The 25,315-nt window shown below is 73.6% G+C and carries 21 protein-coding genes, 1 tRNA gene and 1 pseudogene; 13 read left to right on the forward strand and 10 right to left on the reverse strand.

From position 1 onward, the window contains the following. Positions 1-176 precede the first annotated feature (176 nt). From Acit_RS01555 to sdhC, 3 genes are read right to left on the reverse strand one after another with little or no spacing between them, the layout of a single operon-like run. Complete coding sequence (locus tag Acit_RS01555) at positions 177-1,028, reverse strand: succinate dehydrogenase/fumarate reductase iron-sulfur subunit (protein WP_248105207.1); 852 nt, start codon at positions 1,026-1,028, stop codon at positions 177-179. Further along, positions 1,028-2,977, reverse strand: a complete 1,950-nt coding sequence (locus tag Acit_RS01560) for a fumarate reductase/succinate dehydrogenase flavoprotein subunit (RefSeq protein WP_248105208.1) — start codon at positions 2,975-2,977, stop codon at positions 1,028-1,030. The genes Acit_RS01555 and Acit_RS01560 overlap by 1 nt, the downstream gene beginning before the upstream one ends. A 34-nt stretch (positions 2,978-3,011) precedes the next feature. Further along, the gene (gene sdhC / locus Acit_RS01565; protein ID WP_248105209.1) at positions 3,012-3,839 is read right to left on the reverse strand and encodes a succinate dehydrogenase subunit SdhC; all 828 of its coding nucleotides are present in this window, start codon (positions 3,837-3,839) and stop codon (positions 3,012-3,014) included. 222 nt (positions 3,840-4,061) lie between these two features. Here sdhC and Acit_RS01570 point away from each other — a divergent pair, with 222 nt between their 5' ends. The 3 genes from Acit_RS01570 to Acit_RS01580 all read left to right on the forward strand — a co-directional run bounded on the left by Acit_RS01570 (position 4,062) and on the right by Acit_RS01580 (position 8,009). Further along, positions 4,062-5,504: a sigma 54-interacting transcriptional regulator gene (locus tag Acit_RS01570; protein WP_248105210.1), complete on the forward strand. Its 1,443-nt coding sequence runs from the start codon at positions 4,062-4,064 to the stop codon at positions 5,502-5,504. Continuing rightward, the gene (locus Acit_RS01575; RefSeq protein WP_248105211.1) at positions 5,501-7,555 is read left to right on the forward strand and encodes a vWA domain-containing protein; all 2,055 of its coding nucleotides are present in this window, start codon (positions 5,501-5,503) and stop codon (positions 7,553-7,555) included. Before Acit_RS01570 ends, Acit_RS01575 begins: the two co-directional genes overlap by 4 nt. 169 nt (positions 7,556-7,724) lie before the next feature. Further along, positions 7,725-8,009 carry a WhiB family transcriptional regulator gene (locus tag Acit_RS01580; RefSeq protein WP_312709018.1) on the forward strand — a complete coding sequence of 95 codons (285 nt, stop codon included), beginning with the start codon at positions 7,725-7,727 and terminating at the stop codon, positions 8,007-8,009. On the opposite strand, the gene Acit_RS01585 is transcribed toward Acit_RS01580, so the two are convergent. Then, positions 8,006-8,947: a hypothetical protein gene (locus Acit_RS01585; RefSeq protein ID WP_248105212.1), complete on the reverse strand. Its 942-nt coding sequence runs from the start codon at positions 8,945-8,947 to the stop codon at positions 8,006-8,008. The two genes, Acit_RS01580 and Acit_RS01585, sit on opposite strands and share 4 nt — an antisense overlap. A gap of 23 nt (positions 8,948-8,970) precedes the next feature. After that, positions 8,971-9,222 (reverse strand): WhiB family transcriptional regulator, encoded by a 252-nt coding sequence (locus tag Acit_RS01590; RefSeq protein WP_312709021.1) that lies wholly within the window; start codon positions 9,220-9,222, stop codon positions 8,971-8,973. Positions 9,223-9,344: 122 nt separating this feature from the next. On the opposite strand from Acit_RS01590, the gene Acit_RS01595 reads away from it, so the two are divergent. After that, complete coding sequence (locus Acit_RS01595; protein WP_248105214.1) at positions 9,345-9,560, forward strand: hypothetical protein; 216 nt, start codon at positions 9,345-9,347, stop codon at positions 9,558-9,560. A 61-nt stretch (positions 9,561-9,621) separates the two neighbouring features. On the opposite strand, the gene Acit_RS01600 is transcribed toward Acit_RS01595, so the two are convergent. Both Acit_RS01600 and Acit_RS01605 read right to left on the reverse strand, forming a co-directional pair. Further along, on the reverse strand, positions 9,622-10,929 hold the full coding sequence (locus Acit_RS01600) for an Rv3195/Rv3626c family protein (protein ID WP_248105215.1): 1,308 nt from the start codon (positions 10,927-10,929) through the stop codon (positions 9,622-9,624). A 138-nt stretch (positions 10,930-11,067) separates the two neighbouring features. After that, positions 11,068-12,459: a S1C family serine protease gene (locus Acit_RS01605; RefSeq protein WP_248105216.1), complete on the reverse strand. Its 1,392-nt coding sequence runs from the start codon at positions 12,457-12,459 to the stop codon at positions 11,068-11,070. Between the two features lie 151 nt (positions 12,460-12,610). On the opposite strand from Acit_RS01605, the gene Acit_RS01610 reads away from it, so the two are divergent. Next, complete coding sequence (locus tag Acit_RS01610) at positions 12,611-13,612, forward strand: rod shape-determining protein (RefSeq protein WP_248105217.1); 1,002 nt, start codon at positions 12,611-12,613, stop codon at positions 13,610-13,612. Positions 13,613-13,815: 203 nt separating this feature from the next. Here the strand turns inward: Acit_RS01610 and Acit_RS01615 are convergent. Then, positions 13,816-14,415: pseudogene (locus tag Acit_RS01615) on the reverse strand (HEAT repeat domain-containing protein); the annotation flags it as partial. Positions 14,416-14,435: 20 nt separating this feature from the next. Next, on the reverse strand, positions 14,436-14,960 hold the full coding sequence (locus Acit_RS01620; RefSeq protein WP_248105218.1) for a hypothetical protein: 525 nt from the start codon (positions 14,958-14,960) through the stop codon (positions 14,436-14,438). 1 nt (position 14,961) lies between these two features. Here Acit_RS01620 and Acit_RS01625 point away from each other — a divergent pair, with 1 nt between their 5' ends. The 4 genes from Acit_RS01625 (at position 14,962) to Acit_RS01640 (ending at position 21,173) form a co-directional block, all read left to right on the forward strand. After that, positions 14,962-15,522, forward strand: a complete 561-nt coding sequence (locus tag Acit_RS01625; RefSeq protein WP_248105219.1) for a S16 family serine protease — start codon at positions 14,962-14,964, stop codon at positions 15,520-15,522. A 105-nt stretch (positions 15,523-15,627) separates the two neighbouring features. Then, positions 15,628-17,868: a DivIVA domain-containing protein gene (locus Acit_RS12695; protein WP_282435903.1), complete on the forward strand. Its 2,241-nt coding sequence runs from the start codon at positions 15,628-15,630 to the stop codon at positions 17,866-17,868. 11 nt (positions 17,869-17,879) lie between these two features. Continuing rightward, positions 17,880-21,086, forward strand: coding sequence for a UPF0182 family protein (locus tag Acit_RS01635; protein WP_248105220.1), 3,207 nt, complete (start codon positions 17,880-17,882; stop codon positions 21,084-21,086). A 10-nt stretch (positions 21,087-21,096) separates the two neighbouring features. Then, positions 21,097-21,173 (forward strand) — tRNA-Met (locus Acit_RS01640). Between the two features lie 458 nt (positions 21,174-21,631). Here Acit_RS01640 and Acit_RS01645 read toward each other — a convergent pair. Beyond that, positions 21,632-22,066, reverse strand: a complete 435-nt coding sequence (locus tag Acit_RS01645; RefSeq protein ID WP_248105221.1) for an MmyB family transcriptional regulator — start codon at positions 22,064-22,066, stop codon at positions 21,632-21,634. 284 nt (positions 22,067-22,350) lie between these two features. Here Acit_RS01645 and Acit_RS01650 point away from each other — a divergent pair, with 284 nt between their 5' ends. The 4 genes from Acit_RS01650 to Acit_RS01665 all read left to right on the forward strand — a co-directional run bounded on the left by Acit_RS01650 (position 22,351) and on the right by Acit_RS01665 (position 25,256). Continuing rightward, a complete protein-coding gene (locus Acit_RS01650; protein WP_248105222.1) occupies positions 22,351-23,265 on the forward strand; it encodes an ISL3 family transposase in 915 nt (304 codons plus the stop codon). 72 nt (positions 23,266-23,337) lie between these two features. Then, on the forward strand, positions 23,338-23,502 hold the full coding sequence (locus Acit_RS01655) for a hypothetical protein (protein ID WP_248105223.1): 165 nt from the start codon (positions 23,338-23,340) through the stop codon (positions 23,500-23,502). A 1,194-nt stretch (positions 23,503-24,696) separates the two neighbouring features. After that, positions 24,697-24,984 (forward strand): type II toxin-antitoxin system Phd/YefM family antitoxin, encoded by a 288-nt coding sequence (locus tag Acit_RS01660; protein ID WP_248105224.1) that lies wholly within the window; start codon positions 24,697-24,699, stop codon positions 24,982-24,984. Next, on the forward strand, positions 24,981-25,256 hold the full coding sequence (locus tag Acit_RS01665; protein ID WP_312709037.1) for a type II toxin-antitoxin system RelE family toxin: 276 nt from the start codon (positions 24,981-24,983) through the stop codon (positions 25,254-25,256). The genes Acit_RS01660 and Acit_RS01665 overlap by 4 nt, the downstream gene beginning before the upstream one ends. The last annotated feature ends 59 nt before the right edge of the window (positions 25,257-25,315 follow it).

Below are 25,315 nucleotides of genomic sequence, written 5' to 3' on the forward strand. Positions count from 1 at the left end.
GGGATGCGGGGGGATCGGTGGCCTGGAGGCAGACCACGAGGCGCCCGTCGCTGGCGGCCAGGGGTCCCTCGGGGCCGGGCAGGGGCGGGGTCAGCCCGGCCATGCGCTGGTTGGCGGCGGCCAGCCAGGCGGGCCCGAGGACCGGGCGGGGGAGGGGCTCCACCGGGATCGGGACCTCAGGCCCGGCCGGCGGTCTCGGGCACGGCCCGGCGCTCGCCCAGGTCCTCGCTCGTGGGGGCGTAGGCCGCCGGGGCGTCGGCCGCCACCTCCCGGGCGCTGCGCTTGGTCCGCCGGAGGATCTTGCGGCCGAGCCAGGCGATGGGGTCGTAGGCCCCGTCGACCACCCGCTCCTTGAGGGGGATGATGGCGTTGTCGGTGATCTTGATGCCCTCCGGGCAGACCTCGGTGCAGCACTTGGTGATGTTGCACAGGCCGATGCCCATGCGCTGGCGGAGCAGCTCCCGGCGGTCGTTGGTGTCCAGGGGATGGGACTCGAGCTCCATGTAGCGGATGAAGAACCGGGGCCCGGCGTAGTGGGGCTTGTTCTCCTCGTGGTCCCGGATGACGTGGCAGACGTCCTGGCAGAGGAAGCACTCGATGCACTTGCGGAACTCCTGGCCCCGCTCGACGTCGACCTGCTGCATGCGGTAGGTGCCGTCGGGTTCGGGGTCCCGGGGCTTGAGGGGGGGCAGCTGGCGGGCCATGACGTAGTTGAAGGAGACGTCGGTGACGAGGTCCCGGATGATGGGAAAGGTCCGCATGGGCGCAAGGACGATGGGCTCCTCGGTGGGCAGCTGGTCCATGCGGGTCATGCACATGAGCCGGGGCTTGCCGTTGATCTCCGCCGAGCAGGACCCGCACTTGCCGGCCTTGCAGTTCCAGCGGCAGGCCAGGTCCGGGGCCGGCCCGGCCTGGATGCGGTGGACGACGTCCAAGACGACCTCGCCCTCGACCTCGGGGACCGTGTAGTCCACGAACTGCCCGCCGTTCTGGTCCCCTCGCCAGATCCGCATGGTGACGTCGCCCATCAGCGGCCCTCCTCGGTCGTCTGGGTGCTCTGCTGGCCTTCCCTCGGCTGGCCGTCCCGGCCGTCGCCGGCCGTGGCGGCCCCGGCCTTGCCGTCGGTTGCTGCCCCGTTGGCCGACGTCGACGCCCCCTCGTCGAAGAGGGCTGCCAGCTCGGGGGGCATCTGGGGCAGGGGCTCGGGGGTCAGGACCCACTGGCCCCGCTCGTCGAGCCGCTGGACCATGTTGACCTTGCCGAGCTCGGGGTCGGCCTTCGGATAGTCGTCCCGGGTGTGGCCGCCTCGGCTCTCTCGGCGCTCGATGGCCCCACGGGTGACGAGCTGGGAGACGGCCAGCATGGAGGGCAGGTCGGTGGCCAGGTTCCAGCCCGGGTTGTAGGCCCGGCCGCCGCGGACGGCCACGTGGCTGGCCCGCTCCTCCAAGGTGGCGAGCTCGTCGAGGGCCTGGCGGAGCTCGGACTCGGTGCGGATGATGCCGACCAGGCTCTGCATGGTCTCCTGCAGGGCGTGGTGGACCTCGTAGGGGTTCTCGCCGTCCTCCCGGCTGAAGGGGGCCAGCGCGTCGGCTACCACCTGGCGGGCCTCGGCCTCGTCGAAGCCTGGCTGGCCGACTCGGCCCTCGGCGAAGTCGGCGGCCGCCATGCCGGCGCGGCGACCGAAGACCAAGAGGTCCGAGAGGGAGTTGCCGCCCAGGCGGTTGGAGCCGTGCATGCCCCCGGCGACTTCCCCGGCGGCGAAGAGCCCGGGAACCGTCGTCGCGGCGGTGTCGGCGTCGACCCGGACCCCGCCCATGATGTAGTGGCAGGTCGGGCCGACCTCCATGGGCTCCTGGGTGATGTCGACCCCGGCCAGCTCCTTGAACTGGTGGTACATGGAGGGGAGGCGCCGGCGGATGTAGTCGGCCGAGCGCCGGCTGGCGATGTCGAGGAAGACCCCGCCGTGGGGGCTGCCGCGGCCGGCCTTGACCTCGGCGTTGATGGACCGGGCCACCTCGTCCCGGGGGAGCAGCTCCGGGGGCCGCCGGTTGTTGATGTGGTCGTCGTACCAGCGGTCGGCCTCGGCCTCGGTGTCGGCGGTCTCGGCGGCGAACATGGCCGGGATGTAGTCGAACATGAACCGCCGGCCCTCGCTGTTCCGCAGCACCCCGCCGTCGCCCCGGACGCCCTCGGTGACCAGGATGCCCCGGACCGACAGGGGCCAGACCATGCCGGTGGGGTGGAACTGGACGCACTCCATGTCGATCATGTCGGCGCCGGCCCACAGGGCCATGGCGTGGCCGTCCCCGGTGGACTCCCAGGAGTTCGAGGTGTACTTCCAGGCCTTGCCGACCCCGCCGGTGGCCAGCACGAAGGCCTTGGCGGTGAAGGCCACGAACCCGCCGGTCGGCCGCCAGTAGCCGACGGCGGCCGAGACCTGGCCGGTGGAGTCCTTGAGGAGGCGGAGGACCTTGCACTCCATGAAGACCTCCAGACCGAGGGCCACTGCCCGCTGCTGGAGGGTGCGGATGAGCTCGAGGCCGGTCCGGTCGCCGACGTGGGCGAGGCGGGCGTAGCGGTGGCCGCCGAAGTCCCGCTGGAGGATCCGGCCGTCCTTGGTCCGGTCGAAGAGGGCCCCCCAGCGCTCCAGCTCGTAGATCCGGTCCGGGGACTCCTGGGCGTGGAGCTGGGCCATGCGCCAGTTGTTGAGCATCTTGCCGCCCCGCATGGTGTCCCGGAAGTGGACCTGCCAGTTGTCCTCCGGCCAGACGTTGCCCATGGCGGCGGCGGCCCCGCCCTCGGCCATGACCGTGTGGGCCTTGCCCAGGAGGGACTTGCAGACGAGGGCGGTGCGCAGGCCCCGCTGCTTGGCCTCGACCGCGGCCCGCAGCCCGGCGCCGCCGGCGCCGATCACCACCACGTCGAAGTCGTGCAGCTCCAGGGTCTCGCCCCCGGCCAGGTCGATGGTCGTGCTCACGGTCGGGCTCCTTGCGCGTCCGGGGAAAGGGGCATCAGAAGAGCTTGGGGTCGTGGATCCAGCCGGCGGCCACGATGCGGACGTAGACGTCGGCGAGGACCACCATGAAGAGGCTGAACCAGGCGAACTGCATGTGCCTGCCGTTCAGGGGGGTGACCAGTTTCCAGAGCCGGTGGCGGATGGGGGCCTTCGAGAACTGGTCGACGTGGCCGCCGCAGAGGTGGCGGCAGGCGTGGCAGGAGAGGGAGTAGAGCCACAGGGCGATGGCGTTCACCGTCAGGATCAGGCTGCCGACGCTCACCCCGATGCCGCCGTCGCCGGGCATGCGGAAGGCCATGACGGCGTCGATGGTCAAGATGACGTTCCAGACCAGGGCCAGGCCCCAGGCGTAGCGGTGGAGGTTCTGGAGGATGAGGGGGAAGCGGGTCTCGCCGGTGTAGCGGGCGTGCCCGTCGGCCACCCCGCAGGCCGGCGGGGCCTGCCAGAAGGAGCGGTAGTAGGCCTTGCGGTAGTAGTAGCAGGTGGACCGGAAGGCGGCGGGGACGCTCAGGGCGAAGATGGCCGGGGTGATGGTCCACCAGTGCAGGACCAGGAAGGTCCCGTGGGCGCCGGGGACGCAGCTGCCCATGATGCAGGGCGAGTAAAGGGGGGAGATGAGGTCCCGGTGCATGTTGACGCCGACGTAGTAGTCGGCGTTCTGGAAGACCGCCCAGGCGGTGTAGGCGACGAAGAGGGTGAGCACGGCGTAGGTGAACGCCGGGCTGGCCCACCAGCGGTCCCGCCGCAGGGTTCGGCGCTCCGGGCCGCCGCGGACCCCGCCCAGGGTGACGGGGACCGGTTTGACGTCCTCGATGGTGCTCACGCTCGCTCGGACCTCCTCCTCGTCCCCTCGGTCCCGCCTGGCCTCGGCCGGGCGCGCCGACGCCGCAGCACCGGGTTGCCGAGCCGGGCCCCGGCGGGCCGGGGGATCACGACGGGGTTCACCGTCGGGTCATTGTTCCACCAGTGGTCGGGAGCTGGCGAAACGGCAGGACGGGGCGTGGTGGGCGGCACCAGAGGGGGCCTCGGGGCGTAGGCTGCGGGTATGGCACTGGTCGAGCTGCCGCCGGACCCGCCGCCCGACCTCCCCCGGACCCTCGGGGACCTGCGGGCCTCGGGCTGGCGGAGCGAACCGGTCCACGAGGAGCTCCGGCGGAACGCCGCCGCACGGATCGCCGCCGGCCAGCCCCTGGTGGAGGGCGTCCTGGGCTTCGAGGACACCGTCCTGCCCCAGCTGGAGAACGCCGTGCTGGCCGGCCACGACATCATCCTGCTGGGCGAGCGGGGCCAGGCGAAGACGAGGATCGTCCGCTCCTTGGTCGGGCTGCTCGACGAGTGGCTGCCGGTCGTGGCCGGCTCGGAGCTCCGGGACGACCCGCTGCGGCCAGTCTCCCGGTTTGCCCGGGACCGGGTGGCCGAGGAGGGCGACGCCACGCCCCTGGAGTGGGTCCACCGCTCCCTGCGCTTCGCCGAGAAGCTGGCCACCCCGGACACCTCGGTGGCCGACCTCATCGGTGAAGTGGATCCCATCAGGGTCGCCGAGGGCCGCTACCTGGCCGACGAGCGGACCATCCACTTCGGCCTGGTCCCCCGGTCGAACCGGGGCATCTTCGCCGTGAACGAGCTGCCGGATTTGGCCGAGCGGATCCAGGTCGGCCTGCTGAACGTCCTCGAGGAGCGGGACGTCCAGATCCGGGGCTTCACCCTGCGGCTGCCCCTGGACGTCGTGCTGGTGGCCACGGCCAACCCCGAGGACTACACGAACCGGGGGCGGATCATCACCCCGCTGAAGGACCGTTTCGGGGCCCAGGTCCGGACGCACTACCCCCCCGACGTCGACACCGAGCTGGCCATCGTTCGCCAGGAGGCCCAGGTCCCCGAGGCCCTGCCGGGGGGGCCGCGGGTGCTGGTGCCGCCCTACATGGCCGAGATCGTGGCCGAGCTCTCCCAGGTGCTGCGACGCAGCCCCCAGGTGAACCAGCGCTCGGGGGTCTCGGTGCGCCTGAGCATCGCCAACTACGAGACCCTGGCGGCGAACGCGCTGCGGCGGGCCTTGCGGCTCGGGGAGCCCCAGGCCGTGCCTCGGGTGAGCGACCTGGTGGCCCTCCAGGCCTCGTCGCAGGGCAAGCTGGAGATCGAGGCCCTCGAGGAGGGCCGGGAGGACCGGATCTGGCAGGCGGCCCTGGCCCAGGCGGTGAGCGAGGTCTTCCGGCGCCGGGTCGACCAGTCGGGGCTGGGTCAGGTGGTGGCGGCCTTCGGGGAGGGCCGGGTGGTCCACGTGGGCGACGACCTGCCGGCCGAGGCCTACCGCGAGGTCCTGGCGGCCGTGCCCGCCCTTCGGGGCCCGGTGGCCCAGCTGGCCGGAGGGGAGGAGGACCCAGCCGAGCTGGCGGCGGCGGTGGAGCTGGTCCTGGAGGGCCTGCACCTGGGCAAGCGGCTGAACAAGGACGAGGCGGGGGGCAGGGCGGTGTTCCGGGGGCGGGGATGATCCCGGACCCCGAGGCTCGGGGCCGCCCGAGCCGGCGCTGGGCCTACCGGCGTTGGGACGGCAGCCAGCGCTCGCCGCTCGAGGAGGCCGACGAGCTCTTCGCCAGCCTGGCCGACGAGCTGCTCTACCACGGCGACCCCCAGACGGCCCTGCGTCGGCGGCTGCTGGAGGGCTTCGAGGGGGCCGACGGCGAACGGGTCCTCGGGCTCCGGGAGCTGCTCGAGCGCCTGCGGGCCGCCCGGGAGGCCGAACTGGCCCGAGGGGACCTCGGCGGCGCCTACCGGGAGATCGCCGAGCAGCTCGAGGAGGTGGTGGCCGAGGAGCGGGCCGAGCTGGAGCGGCTGCGGGCCCAGGCCGACGCCGGCGACGAGCGCCAGCGCTCGGTGTCGCTGCCGGCGCTGACCGAGCGCCAGCTGGCCCTCGACCTGCTCCCGGACGACCTGGCCGGCCGGTTCCGGGGCCTCCAGCAGTACGAGTTCACCTCCGCCGAGGCCCAGCGCCGCTTCGAGGAGCTCGCCGAGCGGCTCCGCCAGGAGCTGGCCCAGAGCTGGTTCCAGGAGATCAGCCAGGCCCTGGCCAACCCGGACCCGGCGGCCCTGCAGCGGACGCGCGAGATGCTCGACGCCCTGAACCGCATGCTGGAGCAGCGGGCCCGGGGCGAGGAGCTGGACCCGAGCTTCGAGGCCTTCATGGAGCGCTTCGGGGACCTGTTCCCCAGCCAGCCGACGAACCTTGACGAGCTGCTCGCCGACCTGGCCGCCCAGCTGGCCGCGGCCCAGGCCGCCCTGGCCTCCCTCTCGCCCGAGCAGCGGGCCCAGCTCGAGGCCCTGGCCGAGGCCCTCTTCGAGGACCTGGACCTGGCCTGGCAGCTCGACCGCCTGGCCGCCAACCTCCGCGAGGCCCTGCCCGACGCCGGGTGGGGCCGGTCCTACCGCTTCCGGGGCCAGGATCCCCTCGGGCTGGCCGAGGCGGCCGAGGCGGCCCGCCGGCTCGGCGAGCTGGACCAGCTCGAGCAGTTCCTCCGGGGGGCGACCGCCCCCGGTGCCCTGGCCGAGGTCGACCTCGAGCAGGTGGCGCGGCACCTCGGCGAGGACGCTGCCCGGTCCCTCGATCGCCTGGCCGCCCTGGCTCGGCGGCTCGAGGAGGCCGGCCTCATCGCCCAGCGGGAGGGCCGCTACGAGCTGACCGCAGCCGGGGTCCGGCGGATCGGCCAGCGGGCCCTCGGCGAGCTCTTCCAGCGGCTGGAGGCTTCTCGCCTGGGCAGCCACCCGGCGGCCCGACTGGGTCAGGGGCACGACCGGGAGGGCCAGACCCGCCCCTACGCCTACGGCGATCCCTTGAACCTGGACATCGAGCGGACCCTCCGCAACGCCCTGCGGCGCCGGGGGCCCGGGACGCCGGTGCGGCTGGCCCCCGAGGACTTCGAGGTGGCCGAGACTGAGGCGCTGGAGCGGACCTCCACCGTCTTGCTGGTCGACCTCTCGCTGTCCATGCCGATGCGGGACAACTTCCTCGCAGCCAAGAAGGTGGCCTTGGCGCTCCACACCCTCATCAGCACCCGCTTCCCCCGGGACTTCCTCGGCCTGGTGGGCTTCTCCGAGGTGGCCCGGGAGCTTCGGCCCGAGGACCTGCCGACGGTCTCCTGGGACTTCGTCTACGGCACCAACATGCAGCACGGTCTGCTACTGGCCCGCCGCATGCTGGCCCATCGGCCCGGGAGCCGGCAGGTCATCATGATCACCGACGGCGAGCCCACTGCCCACTTGGTGCCGGAAGCCAGCGGGGACGGCTACGAGGTCTTCTTCAACTACCCCCCGGTGCCCGAGACCGTCCGGGCCACCTTGGCCGAGGTGGTGCGCTGCACCCGGGCGAGCATCCGCATCAACACCTTCATGCTCGACGCGTCCCGGGGCCTGCGGGGTTTCGTGGACCAGATGACCCGGCTGAACGGTGGCCGGGCCTTCTACACCACCCCCGAGGACCTCGGCGACTACGTCCTCGTCGACTTCCTCGAGCACCACCGCCGCGCCCGCCGGCTCCGGGGAGCCTGAGCGCAGCGACACCACGACGCTCGGTCCTTACCGGGCGGCGCGATTTCACGATACGTGGTGAGACCGGCGAAAAAAGTGGGAAAACCGCCTGCCTGCCGTCTCGCGATCGGTCAGGATGACAGCAGTGTAATTCCACCGATGCCACGACGTGGCGAGGGGAGGCGGTGCGGTGGACGTCGTGACGCTGCTGATCGACCGCCAGGATCGTGCCTGGCAGCACCGGGCGAACTGCATGGGGGTGGATCCCGACCTCTTCTTCCCGGAGCGGGGGGCGTCCACCCGGGAGGCCAAGGCGGTCTGCCGTGGTTGCGTCGTCCGGGAGGAGTGCCTGGAGTACGCCCTGGCGAACGGCGAGAAGTTCGGGATCTGGGGCGGGCTCTCGGAGCGGGAACGCCGGCGGCTGCGCCGGCAGCGGGTCCTGAGCGCCCAGCAGCGCACCGCCCTGGTCTCCTAGCCGGTCTCGACGTCTCGCCCGGGTCGTCCCGCTTCGTCGTTGGCCCGCCCCTGGGGCAGCGTCGCCGCCAGGCGGGCTTCGACGGTGCGCTCCAGGTCCAGGTCGAGGGCCGCTCGGCGCTCGGCGGGCACCGCGGTCACCACTGCCTGGGGAGCCAGGCCGACCAGTTCGGCCCGGGCCACGTGGCAGCCCTCGGCTTGGGCCAGTTCGGCGACCCGGTCGGCGACGACGGCGGGTCCGGTGCGGGTCGGGGCCACGAGGTTGCAGGACACCTGGGCGACACCGCCGACGGGGAGGCCCAGGGCCCGGACGTCGGGTCCCCGCAGGGCGGCGGCGATGCGGCGGGCGGCGGGGAGATCGGGCCGGTCGAGCCAGAGGTTGTAGGCCACGAGGGCGGGGCGGGCCCCGACGGCCACGGCCCCGGCGCTTGGGTGGGGCCGGCTCGGGCCGAGGTCAGGGGCAAGCTCGGCGAAGGCCCTCCGGCGCACCTCGGGCAGGCTGCGTTCGGGGCCGTAGCGGAAGCAGGGCACCCCCAGCTGATCGGCGACGAACCGGCAGAACCGCTCCCGGGCCACGAGCGCAGCCTGGAGGTCGCTGTCGGGGCCCGCTGGGGAGCCAGCAGCGTCCAAGGGGACGAAGGGCACGACGTCGACGACCCCGAGGCGGGGGTGGACGCCCTCGTGGTGCCGAAGGTCCAGGCGGGCCAGCGCGGCTTCGGTCAGGGCCTCGGCAGCTCGGAGCACCCGCTCGGGGTCCAGGGCTCCGAGGGTGACCACCGCCCGGTGGTGATCGGGGTCCCGGTGCAGGTCCAAGACGACCGGCCCGACGGCCGCTTCGACGGCGGCCACGAGGGCCCCCAGCACGGCCGGGTCTCGACCCTCGCTCAGGTTGACCGGGCAGAGCAAGCCGGCATTGGCCCGCGCAGCCCCGGTCGGCACGGCACCCGACGAGGCGGCCGGGCTCAGTGCGGGGAAACGGTGCTGCTCTCGGCGAGCCGCCGTTTGCGCAGGAGCCGGCGACGCTCCCGTTCCGAGGCCCCGCCCCAGACCCCGTGGTCCACCCGGTTGACCAGCGCGTACTCCAGGCACGGTTCCTTCACCGGGCATTCGGCGCAGATCTTCTGCGCCACCTGCACGCCGACCCCGTCGTTCGGGAAGAAGATCGCCGGGTCCATGTCCCGGCATCGTCCTTGGCGCATCCACTCGGTGTCCATGGCACCCTCCAACGGGTCGTCGGTGGACCCCTCCTATCGTACCAGCCCATTTGTCCGGTCAAAAGGGTTTGGGCGAAGTTCTCAGGGACTCCACAGCCTCCACGGCTCGTTACCTGGGCCCAGTGGCCCCCCACTGGGAGGTCCAGCTCGAGGAGGGACCCGAGGGGCTCCTCGAGGCCTTCCGGGACCGGACGCTGGCCCGGCTGACCCTCCTGCCGCCCCACGACCCCCAGTACAAGCGAAACCGGGAGCGGGTGATGCGGGACGCCGAACGGGAGCGGATCGAGGTCACCTGGGACCTGGGGATCCCGGAGGAGGAGGCCCAGGCCCCGGCCTGAACCGGTCGGCGCGGGCCAGGGTTCCGCAGCCGGGCGTCCTTGGCCGCTGGCGGTGTTGCGCTCAGCGCTCGGGGTCCCTCGGCCCGGTCCCCTCCGGCCCGTCGCCCTCCGGCGGCGTGGCTCCTTCTGGCCCGGTCCCTTCCGGCGTGGCTCCCGGGGGCAGCTCGCCGGCCAAGCGGACCCGCTCCAACCAGAGGCCCGGGGCGTCGAGCTCGGCCGGGGTGGGCACGGTGGCCCCGGAGCGCCAGAGCCAGGCGACGGCCTGCTCACCGGCCCGTTCGACGACGCCTCGGACGAACTCGCTGCCCCGGTCGACCCGCTGCGGCCCCAGGTCCAGGCCGAGGAGCTCCTCGGCGGCCCGCTCGGCGTCGTCTCGCTCGACCTGGCGGCGCCGCCAGGCCTCGGCCAGGGCCAGGCGCCCACCGAGCAGTCGCTCGGCGGCCCGATCGAGGACCCACTCGACGTAGCCGGCGAGGGCCGAGGTGGCTGCGGCGAGCTCCTCCACGGCCTGCTGGCGGGCGGGCGACACCTCGGCGGCCCCGAGCAGCTGGGTGGGGTCGGCGAAGAGTTGACCCAAGGAGGCAGGGTCGGAGAGATCGACGTCCTGGAGGCGCTCGAAGAGCCTGCCTTGGTCGATGGCAGTGGCCAGGGTCACCTGCCGGAGCAGCTCCCGGAACCGTTCCGCCACCGCGGGCCGGCGCAGGGCGGCGTGGACCGCCAGGTCACGCAGGAGGACCCAGAGCCGGACGTCCTCTGCGGGCAGGGACCAGTCGCCGGCGAAGCGGGCCAGCGCCCGGGGGCACAGCAGCAGCCGGTCGGCCCGTCTCGACGGTCGGGGCACCGGCAGCTCGTACTGGCCGAGGGCCACCCGGGCCAGGTGCCCGACCGCCGACCCGAGCTGCATGGCGGCCAACAGGGGGCCCATGGTCGCCAGGGCCTGGCTGACGAATCCTTGGAGGGCTGCCATCTGCTCGTCGAGCTCCTCGCTCCCGGGGGGCCCGAGACGAGGCGGGGGTGGTTCGACCTCCAGCAGGAAAGCCCAGTCCTCGACCGTTCGTGCTGCCCATTCCCCGGGGGGCACGACCTCCAGCGTCACCCGGCCGTCGGCCACGGCGAGACCGGTCAGCTCGGCCACGTGCAGCTCGGCGACCGGCAGCAAGGCCTCGAGGGCCATGCGCTCGGCCGGGTCGACGTTGGGTTCGTCGTCCTCGGCGGCGACCTGGCGGGCCATGGCCTTGGCGGTCTCCAGCCGAGCTGGGCCCCCCGGCCCGCCGCTCCCCATCATGCGCAGCAGGTCGGCGAGGAACTGCTCGAAGAAGCCGCCACCGGACCCGCTTCCTGGGCCGCCAGGGAGATGGGGGAGCTCCACCCTCGGCATGCTAGGCGCCAGCGCCCATCGAGCGGCTCGCAGCAGGGCGGCTGGCTGCCCGCGACCCTGGGCCCGACCGGCGCCGAACCCCGGGCACCGCCCGATCGGGGGGCGGAAGACGGCGTGCGGGCCGATGGTTCAGCCGGGTGAGCCGCTCAAGGCCACGGTGTAGGTCTCTTCGGCTGTCCCGTCCCGCACCTCGAGGGTCACGAGCTGGCCCGCCGGCTGGACGTAGAGGCTGGCCTGGAGCTCGGGCCAGTCGCAGACCGAGCGACCGTCGACCGCCTCGATGACGTCCCCGGCCGCCAGGACGGTCGACGCCGGCATGCCGGACACCACGCCGGTCACCAGGGCGCCACAACCGCCGGGCAGGCTCGTGCCCATGACGCCCAGCCAGCCGTGGGTCACTGCGTGGTGGGCGGCGAGCTCCTCGGCCACCCCAGCCGCCAAGTGGGCGGGCACGAAGACGTCGACCAGCTCGCCCCGGCTGGTGGTCTGGCCGGCCAGGACCCCGGCGACCGCCCCGGTCCCGTCCACGAGGACCCCTCCGAGAGGAGCCCCGTGGCTCGGCATGGCGTCGGTCTCCAGGGCGTCGAGCAAGGTGCCGTGCCCGTCGGGGGCCCGGACGCCCACCGCCTCGACCCGGCCGACAGCCACGACCGGCGCCACCGTGTCGCCTTGCCGCTGGCAGAGGCAGGTGGTCATGGTCAAGGTGCCAGGGCTCAGGCGCCGGTTCGTCAACCGGGCGGGGACCAGGGATTTCTTGACGGCCAGGGCGGCCACGCCCGAGGTGGGGTCGACCCCGAGCACGGTGGCCGGCAGCAGCCGGCCGGCCTCGTCCAGCACCGACACCTTCAGGTCGGCGTTCCCATGCCCGACGAGAAGGCCCGGTGCTGCGGTCAGCACCAGGTGCCCTCGGCCGATCACCACGCCGGTCAGCATCTCCCGGTGCCCGTGCTCGTCGACGAGGACGCCGACCAGGGACCGCTGGATCCCCGCCAAGGTGGCCGAGACCTGCGGCGCGGGAGCCACGGTCGTGTCGGTGGTCAGCCGGGCCGGGGTCGCCACCAAGGTGGCTTCGGGCTGCCCGGACCCGTGGACCCGCAACCCGGTCGCGCTGACCAGGGCTAACAGCGCGACGAGGGCGACCAGGGCCGTGACCGTCCGAGCGCCGGGGCCCAAGCGGACAGGCCCCGCTCGGCCGGCCCCCGCTCGGCCGGCCCCCGCTCGGCCTGCCCCCAGCCGGCCCGTTCCGGGGCGTCCTGCGTCGAAGAGCCGGGTGCCGAGCAGGGGGTGGTCGCCCGGGCCCGGGTCGTTGGCGGCGGCGAGCTCGGCCAGGGTCTCGTCGAGGGGTGGCAGCTCCGAGGGGTCCAGGCCCTCCTGGCTTCGCCGCTCGGGGCTGGCCTGGTTGGCGAGCTCCGAGGGGTGCCGCCAGAGCCGGTCCTCGGGAGGCAACCACCCCCGCAGGGGCTCGTCATCGCCCTGGTCCTCCGGCAGCTCACCGTCGGTGAACGGATCGCCGCTGGCCATCGGTCGAAGGATACTGGCGGGGGTGGCGCGGCGGCGGTCGCCCCTGGATGGCGACGGGGGGTGACGACGACCGAGCGAGGTCCTAGCATGGCCCGGACCGGGGCCGAGCCCCCACGAGGACCAGACGCCGCGACCGGGGAGGACGTCGCCCGTGGCCAAGGACATCGCCATCGACCTCGGAACGGCCAACACCCTCGTCTTCGTCCGGGGCAAGGGCATCGTCTTCAACGAGCCGACGGTCATCGCCCTGAACACCCGGTCGAACGAGGCCTTGGCGGTGGGCCACCAGGCCTGGCAGATGATCGGCCGGACCCCCGGCTACGTGGTGGCGGTGCGGCCGCTTCGGCAGGGGGCCATCACCGACTTCGACATCACCGAGCGCCTCATTCGCCTCGTCTTGGAGCGGGCCGGCGTTTCGCGCCTGAGCCGGGCGCGGGTCCTGGTCTGTGTGCCCTCGGCCATCACCTCCGTCGAGCGCCGGGCGGTCCGGGAGGCGGCGCGGCGGGCCGGGGCCTCGACCGTCTTCCTCATCGACCAGCCCATGGCCGCGGCCATCGGGGCCGGCCTGGCCATCGAGGAGCCGGTCGGCAACATGGTGGTCGACATCGGGGGCGGAACCTCCGAGGCGGCAGTGATCTGCTTGGGCGGCGTCGTCTCTTCGCGGGCCATCCGCCTCGGGGGGTTCGACCTGGACGCCGCCGTGCAGGGCTGGATCCGGCGGGAGTACGGCCTGGCGGTGGGGGAGCGGACGGCCGAGGAGATCAAGATCGCCATCGGCTCGGCCGCGCCCTACGACGGCGAGGCCAAGGCCGAGGTGCGGGGGCGGGAGCTCATGACCGGCATGCCCAAGACGATCGTCCTGGATCCCGCGGATGTCCGTGAGGCCCTCGAGGACCAGGTCCGCCAGATCGTGGAGGCCGCGGTCAACTGCCTGGGCGACGCCCCCCCCGAGCTCGCCCAGGACATCATCGTGCAGGGCATCTACCTCCTCGGGGGCGGTTCGCTGCTGAAGGGCTTGGCCGGCCGGTTGGCCGACGCCACCGCCGTGCCGGTCCACGTGGTCGACGCCCCCCTGGAGTGCGTCGTGCTGGGGGCCGGTCGGTGCTTGGACACGTTGGACGCCGCCCGGGGGCTGTTCCTCGAGGACGAGTGAGTCGGCCCTCCGCCCGGCGACTCGGAGAGGTCGCCCCCTGGACGTTCGCCCGGCCCCAGGCCGAGCAGCTCCTCGGCCACCTCCCGCACCTGCCAGTCCCGGTCCTCCAGGCAGCGGCGCAGCGCCTCCTCGACCACCGGATCGTCGAACCCGGCCAGGGCGACCGCCGCCCGTCGGCGCAAGGGCGGCCGGCCGCCGAGTGCTTCGAGGACCGCCGGCAGGCCCTCGGGGTCCCCGATGGCCCCCAGGGCGGCCACGGCCGTCTCCTGGCGGCGGGGGTCGCTCGGGTCCCGGGCGACGACCACGAGCGCCGTGACCACGTCGCTGCGCAGGGCAGGGGGAGGGTCCGCAGCGGGGTTGTGCCAGTCGTCCTCGGGGGGCTGGCCGATCAATTCGCCGAGGGCCCAGGCCGCTTCCTCCCCGACCAGGGGGTCGGGGTCGCCCAGGCAGGCCACCAGGGAGACGATCAGGTCCCGCTGGATCCGCCGTTCGGCGCCCCCGGCCTGCCAGGCCAGGCGGCAGGCCCGTCGTCGCACCAGCGGGTCGGCGTCCTGGAGGGCCCGGCCGAGGGCCGAGGGATCCAGGCGACCCAGGCGGCCCAGGGCCCCGAGGGCCGCGGCGCGCACCGTCGGGTCCTCGTCCTCGAGCAGGCGTCGGGCCTCGGCCTCGTCACCGCGGTGGCCGGCCAGCACGGCGACCCGCCGACGGGCCGGTGCGCTGAGGCTGGCCGACGAGGCGGCAGGCGGGTCGCCGCCAGTTCCATCGGGCCCAGCCCCCTGCGGTGCCCCCGCGTCCTCAGCCACCGATGACCACCCCCTCGAGGCTAGTGAGCCCGACCCGCGGGCGGGCCCGCCACCGGCAGCGGCGACGCGCCTCGCGCTGGCTCGTGGTCCTCGTCGTGGCCCTGGTGCTCGTCGTGCTGGCCGGCGCAGTGGCCAGCCGGATCCAGCTGGGGGACTACGCCCTCGTCCCGGGGGTCGCGCAGCCGGTGACCGGCCTCATTTCGGTGCCCGGTGGCCAAGCTGCCCGGGTCCAGGGCCAGCTCCTGCTCACCGACGTGGGCGTCGAGCCGGTCACCGCCCTGTCCTGGTTCTGGGACCAGCTGAGCTCCACCACCCAGGTGGTGCCGGCCAGCGCCTTGACCGGGGGCTTGCCGAGCAGCGAGCTGGTCGCCGAGGGCCAGGTCGACATGGCCGAGGCCCAGCTGACCGCCGAGGCGGTGGCCCTGCGGCAACTGGGCCTGCCGGTGCCCGAACGCGACGTCGGCGTGGTCCTCTTCGCCTTGGTGCCCGGCACCCCGGCCTACGCCCATCTGGCGGTCGGCGACGGTCGTCCTGGAGGTCGGCACCGTGGCCCACCCCACTCGGCTCCGCCCGATCCGGCTCCGACTGGGTCGCCAACGCGTCGACGGCCGGGTCGAACCGCTCCTCGGGGTGCCCTACGACACCGGACCGGCCGCAGACGGCATGGGCACCCAGCCCCTCTATCAGCTCCCCCGGCGCCTGGTCCTTGCCAGCGACGGCATCGGGGGACCCTCGGCCGGTCTGGCCTTCACCCTCGGCATCCTGGACCGCTTGGCTGGCGGCGACCTGACCGGCGGGCAGGTGGTGGCGGTGACCGGCACCATCGACCCCAACGGTGCCGTGGGGGAGATCGGGGGCCTGCCCCAGAAGACCGTGGCGGTCGAGCGGGCCGGTGCCCGCTACTTCCTCGTGCCAGCGGCGCAGGTCGGCCAGGCCGAGGCGGTGGCGCACCGGGGTCTTCGGGTCCTGGGGGTCCGCTCCTTGGCCCAGGCGCTGGCCGACCTCCGGCGGCTGGGTGGGCGGCTGGGGCCAGCGGCCCACGGACCCCCGCCAGGCCCCGCGGGCCACGCCGTGCCCGCCCAGTGGCCGTCCTCGCCGTGGTCCTGAGCCGAGGCGGCCCCTGGCCGGCCCGGAGCAATGGTCGTGTTCCGCTCCGGGTTCGCACCGCGAGGTCCCGGGCCTGCGGGTCGTCGCGTCGTAGGCTGGACGGCCATGACCGAGGACCCCCGGCCCCTGGTGGCCTCCCTGGGCCGGCTCAGCCCCGAGGAGGTGCGAGCGAGGACCTTTGCGACGGCCCGCCGGGGCTACGACCCGGCCGAGGTCCGGGCACTCCAGGAGCAGGTGGCCCGGGAGCTCCAGGCCGCGGCTGCCCGGGAGGCCGAGCTGCAGCGAGCCTTGGCCGATGCCGAGCGGCGGGCGGCGAACCCGCCAGTGGACGAGGAGACCTTGACTGCGGCCCTCGGCCGGGAGGCGGCACGCCTGCTCCAGGCTGCCAGGGCCTCGGCGGCCGAGGTGGTGAAGGAGGCAGAGGAGAAGGCCGCCCAGATCCGCCAGGCTGCCCAGCGGGAGGCCGAGGCCAGCGCGGCGGAGGCCAAGGCGTCGGCCGAGGCCCTCCTGGCACGAACCCGGGAGGAGGCCCGGGCCATGGTCCAAGAGGCACAGGAGCTCCGGAACCGGGTCCTGGCCGACCTGCAGCGCCGCCGTGAGCAGGCCCGGGCGGAGCTGGCCCGGTTGCGCTCGGGGCGCCAGGCCGTCGCCCAGGCGGTCCGGGCCGCCCGAACCGCGGCCGAGGAGGTCCTCCAGACCCTCGAGGCCGACCCGCCAGCCCTCGAGGCCGAGGCCGAGCCGATGCCTCAGGAATCCCAGGGAGGGGCCACGGGCCCCGGGGGGGCCGAGCGCAGCGCCCCGCGTGCCGGCGGGCCTGGGCCTCGCCGCGCGCAGAGCCAGGCCGAGCGGCCCGACGCCGCCGAGCTTCGGGCGGCCGACCCCAGCCCGGCACCCCCGAGCCCGATCGACCCCGAGGCCGCCGGTTCCGAGACTGCCGGTTCAGAGGCCGCTGCCCGAGGGGCCGTTGCCCCGGAAACCGCTGCCCCGGAGACTGTCGGGCCGGAGGTCGTCGGGCCCGGCACGGCCAGCGACGAGGCGGCGGACGCAGCTGACCCGGCGGCGAGGACCGATCGGGGCGTCGGGCGATTGCCCCAGGCCGAGGAGCCGGTGTTCGCACCCGGGGGGGAGGATCCGGCCGGGGTGGCCGACGAGGCGGCCGACGACACGGGCGTCGACGGCGGAGCGACGCCCAGGGGCGCCGGTGGGGCCGAACCGGCGGTCGGGGCAGGGCTTCGGGGCCGGACCCGTGGTGGGCGCCCCGAGGTCGACGCCCTCTTCGCCCGGCTCCGGGCGGGCCGCCAGCGGCGGCCCGGGGGCGTGGCCCTGGCCGAGGACCCCGCGGAGCCGAGCCCGGCACCGGCGGTCGAGCCGCCGGGGGGGGAGGAGCCGGCGGTGCGGCTCCTGCAGACCGGGGCGGTCCCTCGGCCGCGGCGTGCTGTCGGCCTCGCGTCGGACGGCCAACCCGAGACGGAGGAGCCCGCCGGCGGGGGAGCGGCGGCGGCGACGGCCGAACCGCCCAAGGAGCAACCGGTCGAGACGACGACCATCGAGCCCGCGGCGACCGAGCCCCCGGTCGCCGAGACGGCGACCACCGAGACGGGGGGCGCTCCCGCGGGCCCCGGCGTGGCCGGCGACGACCTGGCCATCCTGGGCCAGCGGGACGACCTGCTGCGACCCTTGGAGCAGCTGCTGGCCCGGCGGCTGAAGCGCTGCCTGCAAGACGACCAGAACGACGTCCTGGACCGTCTGCGGCACGCCACCGGTCGGGCGGTCCGCAGCGAGGAGCGGCCGGCTCTGCTCCCGGCCTTGGAGGAGCACCTGGCCCGCTACGTCGAGGCGAGCCGGGGCCCCCTGCGGGAGGCACTGGTCGCCGGCTACGGGTTCCAGCGATCGGCCAGCGACGACTCGGTCCACGCCGAGCGGGCCCGGTTCGAGCATCGGGCCGAGGAGGCCGCCCGGGAGCTGGCGGGGGCGCTCGTGGCCAGCCTGCGACGGCGGCTGCTGGACGAGGCCGAGTCGGGGGAGGCGCTGCCGGCCCCGGAGGACCCCGAGGCGGCCCAGGGCCTGGCCGAACGGATCGGCGCAGCCTTCCGGGAGTGGAAAGGCGGCCGGGTGGAGGCCCTGGCGGTGGACCACCTGGTGGCGGCGTTCAGCGCTGGCCAGCTCGAGGGCGCCGGGACGGGCACGCTGCGCTGGGTGGTGGACGACGACGGTGGGGCCTGCGCGGACTGCGACGACAACGCCCTGGCCGGCCCGATCGGCGCCGGGGCCCCGTTCCCGACCGGGCACGCCCGGCCCCCTGCCCACCCCGGCTGCCGCTGCCTGCTGGTGCCGGCCTCCTCGTAGGCTTGCCCGCCGTGCGGGTTCCCGAGGACCTCCCGACCCCGGGACGGGTGGGCCACCGGGCCGGCAGCGTCGTCCTGGTGGTCGTCGTCCTGCTCGTCCTCGTGGGGCTGCTGGCCCACCGGGCAGCCGAGTCCTACACCGAGGACCTCTGGTTCGCCGCCGTTGGCCAGGGCGCCGTCTGGCGGCGCACCCTGGAGACCCAGCTGGTCCTCTTCGGGGTCTTCGGTGGCCTCTTCGGTCTCGCCACCGCCATCGCCCTCGGCGCGCTGGTGCGTCACGCCCCGAGCGAGGCGGCGCTCGGGGGGAACCCGCCCCGGGGGGTGCGAGCCGCTCGGGCATGGGCTCTCGGGCATCCCTGGGCCCTACCGATCGTCTGCGGGCTGCTCGGCGGTCTGCTGGCCGGCTGGTCGGCAGCCGGCCAGTGGCAGGCCTTCTTGCTCTGGCGGGACGGGACCGGCCTGCCGGCAAGGGAAGCCCAGTTCCACCTGCCGGTGGGCTTCTTCGTCTACCGGCTGCCCTTCCTCTCCTTCGTGGCCGACTGGGTGCTGGCGAGCAGCGTCATCCTGGGTGTCCTGAGCGCCCTCGTGGCCGTGGCCACCGGCGGGATCGCCCTGGGGCGAGGGGTGCGAGCACCCCGGAGCACCCCGGCGGTCCGGGCGGAGCTCTCGGTCCTGCTGGTGGTGGCCGCCCTGGCGAAGGGCGCCGGCTACTGGCTGGCCCGCTACCGCCTCGCCCTGTCGTCCGACGGGCCGCTGCACGGGGTGGGCTACACCGACGTCCACGCCCGGATCCCCGCCCTGACCCTCCTGGCCCTGATCTGCGGGGGCATCGCCCTGGTGGCCCTCTGGAACCTCTGGCAGCGGACCTGGCGATTGCCGGTGGTGGCCCTCGGGGTGTGGGTGATCGGGGCCCTGGGGGCAGGAGCGCTCTACCCGGCGGTCCTCCAAGCCTTGAAGGTCGATCCGAACCCGCTGGCCGCCGAGCGGCCCTACGTGGCCCGGGAGGTCGCCGCCACCCGCGCCGCCTACGGTCTGGGGTCGGTCGAACAGGCGACGTTGCCGGCTGGCAGCGGCGTGAGCCAGGCCGAGCTGGACCAGGCCATGGCCAGCCTGCGCGACGCCTGGCTCTGGGATCCGGCCGAGACCGCCGGGGCGTTCCGGAGCCGAGCGGCACCGGGCACGACCGTGGTCGGGCTCAGCCTGGAACCGGGGTCCTCGGGCGGGGGTGCCCCCGTGGTGGTCGGGGCGGACGAGGCCGACGACGCCACCGTGAAGCACGCCGGGTGGGCCGCCACCCACCTGCGGGACACCCACGGGGACGGTCTGGTGGAGGCCCCGGCCACCGAAGCCGGCTCGGCCGGTCAGCCCCTGTTGGAGACCGACCCCAAGGCCCTGCACCTCGTGGACCCCACGGTGAACGTGGGGGTCGCCGTGCCCGGGGCCCAAGCCTCCTACGTGGTCGTGCCGGCCACGCAGGCCAACGGGGGCGGGGTGGCTCTCGGGTCGTTCCTCGTCAAGGCGGCCTTCTCGTTGCGCTTCGGCGACCTGGACCTCCTGCTGTCGAACGGGGTCACCGCCCGCTCGCGTCTGCTGCTCCACCGGGACGTGGCCGCCGCCGCCCACCTGGTCGCTCCCTTCTTGACCCTCGACGGCAGCCCCTACCCGGTGGTGGTGGACGGGCACGTCGACTGGGTCCAGGACGCCGACACCACTTCGGCCAACTACCCGGGCGCCGCCCCGGTCGGCAGCAGCCTGCTCCCGCCGGGCACGGGCCTCCAGCCGGCGTCGGACCTCGTGCGGCCGGCGGCCGTGGTCGTCACCGACGCCGTGACCGGCACCGTGCGGCTCTACGACCTGGCTCCGCACAACCCGCTGCTTGCCAGCTGGCGACGGGCCTACCCGGGCCTCTTCCTGCCGGCTCGGGCCCTGCCGGCGGCGGTCCGCAGCCGTCTCGTCTACCCCCCGGGCGCGCTGCTGGTGCAGGCCGAGATGGAAGGGATCTACCGTCTCGGCACGGCCAGCGCCGTCCTCGAGGGCCAAGGCACCTGGACGGTGGCGCCCGACCCCGGGGCCGGCCCCCCGAGCAGTGGCAGCCAGCCGGTCGAGGTGCGGGATGGTTTCGGGCTCCTCGTGCCGACCGGCCAGCTCGAGCCCATGCTGCCCCTCCCCGAGGTGGTCCAGCTGCCCGGTCAGACCCGGCCCAGCTTCCAACAGCTCGAACCCCTCGTGCCGGTCAGCACCGGCGGCGTCCAAGGCGAGACCCTGGCCGGCCTGCTGGCCGCGGAGTCCGGACCGTCGGCGTTCGCTGACGGCCCCGGCGCCCTGCGGCTGATCGGCCTGCCCCGGGGCGCCCAGCTCGACGCCCCGGCCCTGGCGGCCGCTCAGGCCCGCTCGGCCTCGGCGGTGACCAGGACCATCGGCCAGCTCGATCGGGACGGGGCCACCGTGCTCCTCGGCCGGCTCGAGTCCGTCCCCCTCGGGCCTGACGTCGTGTACCTCCGTGCCCTCTACGTCCAACCGGCCCACAGCACCACCCAGAGTTTCCAGGCGGTCCTGACCGTCCTCGCCGAGCCGACCGGTGGCCAGCGGGTCGGGATCGCCAGCACCCTCGACGACGCCCTGGCCCAGGTCCTTCCCGGCCTGCAGGTCCCTGGGGCGACCCAGAGCACCACGAAGCCCCGGACCCAGCAGGCCCACCCGGCCCCGAGCAGCCACAGCACCACCCAGACGGCCGAGATCCAGCACCTGGTGGCCGAAGCCCTGGCCGATGAGCAGGCAGCCCAGCAGGACCTGCGCAACGGCAACTTCACGGGCTACGGCCAGGAGCAAAGCGCCCTCGAGGCCGTCCTCCAGCAGCTGGCTGCTCTCACGGCCACCCCGAGCAGCAGCAGCAGCACCAGCCAGGCCAGCAGCGCAAGCAGTGCGAGCTCGCAGCCGAGCAGCCAGGGCACGACCGCCGGCGCCTCCACGAGCCAGGCGTCAGCCACCAGCTCCGAGCCGAACAGCTCGGGGAGCGCGAAGAGCAGCGCGGCAGCTCCTGACTCGGGGGCCACGACCAGCCCTGCCGCCAGTGCCGCCGCCAGCAGCGGCACCAGCGGGCAGACCGGGAGCAGCACCTCTGGCACGGGCAGCAGCGGCGCCCGAAGCGGTCTGTTCCAGCCCCAGCCCGGGGAGGCGGCGAGCCTCGTCGGGAGGGGCCGCCCAGAGCTGCTAGAGTAGAACTCGTCGCCGCGGGGTGGAGCAGTCTGGTAGCTCGTCGGGCTCATAACCCGAAGGTCGCTGGTTCAAATCCAGCCCCCGCCACCAAGACCGCTGGTCAGGCGTGCACCTCGTGGAGGGGCCTGACCAGCGGTTTTTCGTTTCGGCGCTCGGCGGAGATGCGGGTTTCTCGGGCGGGTCTTGCGGGGCGGGTCAGGGTGCCTTCTGGACAGGTCCGCAGGGAGGACGCCCGAGACGATTGAGCCCATGAGGCATCGCGGCTCGGCGACCGGCGGGTCGACGACCTCCTCCCGGCTGCTCGTGCGTGGGCGCTCCTTCGGCGCCGGGATGCACGGCACGGATCAACGAGAGCTCGACGGGACCGGGCCCGGACGTGGTCCGCCAGATGCTGCGGTGGTGTCTCCCTCGGCGTCAGGGGGATGTGAGCCTCCCCCACCGGTGGGACACGCTGGGGGCGTGGCTGGAGGACGATGGCGGGGATCCAGCGGGCGTTCGGCCTGCTGCTGCGGGGCGGGGTCGATGCCCGGAGGCTCTGTACGCGCCGGTCAGCGCTCGAGTTCGCCGTGCGCGGGTTCGCCAGTCGTGGCGGACCAGCTTGCAAGCAAGGTGAGTGCGTCTGCCGAGGAAGACCCCGGCTCGGCGGTGTAGACGAGGATGCGCTGGCCGCTGTCGTCAGGGAGCTCGAGGGCTTCGACTCCGAGGGAGAGGTCTCCGACGAGGGGATGGTGGAGCCGTTTGGTGCCGCTGCAGTGGAACTTCACGTCGTGGGCTGCCCAACGGACCCGGAACTCATCGCTTCTGGTGGACAGCTCGCCAATGAGGTCGAAGAGCCGGCGGTCGTAGGGGTCGTGGCCGGCTGCGGCTCGGAGGATGGCGACCGCGTCGCTGGCGACGATGTCCCAGTCTGGGAAGAAAGGGCTCTTCCGGCATCGATGTGGGTGCCGGTAAGGAACCGGTGAGCATGGACATCGCCTGATCACTGGAGTTTGGGAGGGAGGTGGGGGGTAGCAGCCGGCGCCATGTCGGGTCCAAGGTCGTTCGTCCTCGGCTACGCCTGGGGGCGCTCCACCTTGACTCCGACCCGCCGGCTGCTCTGGGGCATCCAGGCAGGCTGACGGGCCAGCCTGCCGCAGGTCACTGCCCGATCCGACAGGGGTGACGCGCTCGGGGGCTCTACTTTCGGCGGTGCTTGGAGCCGACCGGAAGGAGCTGGCCCCCGATGCGCGTCACCGCCGCATTCTCTCGCCTTCTGAGCCTGGAGGGCGTGTGGGTCCGCCTCGTGGCGTTCGGGCAGAGCACGGTCGTTGTGACCGTGGCGCTGCGCCGCAGGTTGCTGTGCTGTCCGCACTGTGGTTTCAAGACCGCCAGCCGCCACGACACTCGGCCGGTCAAGTCGCGCTGGCGCCACCTGGACCTTGGCGCCTGGCGCCTCGAGGTCCGCGCTCGCCTCCGCCGGCTCTCGTGCCCCGCCCATGGGGTGGTGACCGAGGGGGTGCCCTTAGCCCGGGCAGGATCGCACTTCACCGGGGACTTCGAAGACCTGGTCGGCTTCCTGGCGACGACGGCGGACAAGAGCACCATCTGCCGGCTGGTGCGCATCGACTGGGACACCGTCGGGCGGATCATCACCCGGGTGATGGGCGACAAGCTCGACCCCGCCCGCTTGGAGGACCTGTTCGAGATCGGGGTGGACGAGGTCTCGTGGCGTCGGCACCACCGGTTCTTGACCCTCGTGTCAGATCACCGCAAGAACCAGGTCGTCTGGGGAAAGGAGGGCCGGGACACCGCCAGCTTCGACAGCTTCTTCGACGAGCTCGGTGAAGGGCGCGCCGGGCGGATCAGGGCGGTGTCGATGGACATGATGGCGGGGTACGCGAAGTCCGTCCGCAAGGAGCACCACGCGCCGAAGGCGGTCATCTGCTACGACCCTTATCACGTCGTCGCACTGGCCACCAAAGCCCTCGACCGGGTCCGCCGTCAGCACTGGCAAGAGATGCGCAAGGTGGACGAAGGAGCTGCCAGACGGTTCAAAGGGGCCCGGTGGTGCCTGCTCAAGAACCCCGAGAACCTCTCCGACGAGCAGGCGGCGACGCTGCGACGCCTGCGCCGCCACGGCGGGGCAGTCTGGCGCGCCTACGGACTGAAAGAGGCCCTTCGGGCCGTCTTCCAGGGGGCCTGACGCCCGACGAGGTCGGCCAGCTCCTCGACCGCTTCTGCTCGAAAGCCCAACGCAGCCGCGGTTCGCCTGGGGGTGAACAACGCGCGCCACGAGGCGCTCAACCGGCGCGTCCAGATGATCGTCAACCGCGCCTACGGCTTGCACTCCGCCAACGCTGCGCTCGCGCTCGTCATGCTGACGGTAGGCCCGATCAAGCATGTCCTGCCACATGAACGTGCCGGCAATCCCAGCGGATGACCCACATCCATGCCGGGAGGCCCCGAAGAACTCCCGCGCCCCGATGTGCGCGCCGACGAAGGAGGCGAGGTCCTGGCTGGCCGTGGCCTGCACGTAGAGCTTGCCCGAACAGCCCAACACGGCCACGAACACCTCCGCGTCGTGACGCTCGCCGCTCTTAGGATCGAACCAGGAGGCTCGATCACCCGAGAAGTCCACGGACATCCGCTCCCCAGCCGCGTAGGACAGGCGCATCACCACGTCCTGGGCGCCCAACCACTGCTCGTAGTGCCAGCAGAACTGGCTGTAACCCCACCCGTCGGGATGCGTCTCGCGCCACTCGAGCCACAGCAGTCGGCGGGTGACGCCCTTGCGGGCCTTCAGCTCCCGGTGCACCTCGCGCCAGTCAGGCACCGGGCGAAGCGCGCCCGGCGCCGCCACCGGCGGCGGGAACAGCCGGGCATCGAGCTCCTCGGCGCCAACACCCTCGGGCAGCGGCCAGGCCAGCCCGGCCGCCTCTGCCCGGCGCAGGTACTCGCCCACCGTGGTGCGCCCCGCACCCACGCTCTGGGCGATCTCCCTGATCGAGAGGCCCTCCGCCCGCAAGCGCAGAACCTCGCTGATCTTCCTCATCGGTAGCCTCTTCCCGGGCACGCGGACCTCCTCAACACGACGAACCTGACAGCCCGTTACTGTTGAGGACCGCGTGCCCAAACTGGTGGACCACCGCCACCGCCCAACCGTCCGGGATCAGCCGGGACGCGTGTCCGTCTTCAGTCGGAACCCGTGTCCGGGATCATCCGGAATCGGTGTCCGGGATCGACCGGACTGCGCACGAAAGCATTCGCACGCTGTCCGTCGACCACCTCGACGAGCACAGCGGGCAGGAGCAGAAAGCGGGGAGGCCGGTGCCGCATCCCGCTCCCGTCGGCCCGGGCGCCGGTCGGTGCCGCGCGCTGTCGGTGAGGGTGGCCGACCCAGCGGTGGAGGTCCAAGGGAGGTCGAGGTGCGGCGGGTGGCGGATGGCGGTTGGGACAGGGTCGGGGAGCGGCGCAGGCGGCGAAGCGCCCACCGCCCCGGGCGGCACGCCGGGGTAGCCGTGGCCATCCGACAGGTCGAAGAAGCACGGCTCGGCGGTGCGCTCATCCATGGGCACCAGCGGCAACCTCCCTGGCCTGGTTGCCTGGAGCGCAATACAGACTATGATTCTGGTCGATGACGACGTTGCCGCTGTCCGAGGTGAAGGCCCGGCTGTCCGAGATCGCCGAAGAGGTGGCGACCACCCACGAGCGGGTGCAGATCACCAGGAATGGGCGCGCATACGTGGTGCTGCTTGCCGCCGAGGATCTCGAGTCGATCGAGGCCACCTTGGAGCTGCTCGCTGATCCTGACGCCCAGGACCGTTTGCGGGCAGCAGAGCGGGACATCGCCGCGGGGGAAGTGCTCGATGAGCGAGCGGTCCGAGACCTCGTCTCCCGCCACCATCACCAACGGTCCCGGTGAGCCACCGGGTCGTCGTGGCCCGGAGTGCGGCGCGGTGCTTGGCCGAGGACCTCCCCGAGGCGGTCGCTGCGGCCTGTGTCGAGTTCGTCTTTGGCCCGCTCGCACAGGACCCCCGTCGAGTAGGGGCACCGCTTCGAAAACCCTTCGACGAGCAGTGGCGGGCTCGGCGCGGCGAGTACCGGGTCCGCTACCGCATCGACGACGAGACCCGGACCGTGTACGTGCTTGACATCGACCACCGTCGCGATGCCTATCGGAGGCGAGGGTGGTGACTGGGCGTCCTCCCACCGAGACCCGGACCGCCAGAGCCAGCAGCCTGGGCCTCGGGCAG

This window comes from Aciditerrimonas ferrireducens (assembly GCF_023130475.1).
Taxonomy (GTDB): domain Bacteria; phylum Actinomycetota; class Acidimicrobiia; order Acidimicrobiales; family UBA8190; genus Aciditerrimonas; species Aciditerrimonas ferrireducens.

What these genes read in the sequence shown, in the direction of transcription:
- Acit_RS12695 (WP_282435903.1), top strand. Translation starts at nt 15,628, where the DNA reads ATGACCGAGGACCCCCGGCCCCTGGTGGCCTCCCTGGGCCGGCTCAGC.
- Acit_RS01590 (WP_312709021.1), bottom strand. Translation starts at nt 9,222, where the DNA reads ATGGACACCGAGTGGATGCGCCAAGGACGATGCCGGGACATGGACCCG.
- Acit_RS01605 (WP_248105216.1), bottom strand. Translation starts at nt 12,459, where the DNA reads ATGGCCAGCGGCGATCCGTTCACCGACGGTGAGCTGCCGGAGGACCAG.
- Acit_RS01570 (WP_248105210.1), top strand. Translation starts at nt 4,062, where the DNA reads ATGGCACTGGTCGAGCTGCCGCCGGACCCGCCGCCCGACCTCCCCCGG.
- Acit_RS01660 (WP_248105224.1), top strand. Translation starts at nt 24,697, where the DNA reads ATGACGACGTTGCCGCTGTCCGAGGTGAAGGCCCGGCTGTCCGAGATC.
- Acit_RS01575 (WP_248105211.1), top strand. Translation starts at nt 5,501, where the DNA reads ATGATCCCGGACCCCGAGGCTCGGGGCCGCCCGAGCCGGCGCTGGGCC.
- Acit_RS01555 (WP_248105207.1), bottom strand. Translation starts at nt 1,028, where the DNA reads ATGGGCGACGTCACCATGCGGATCTGGCGAGGGGACCAGAACGGCGGG.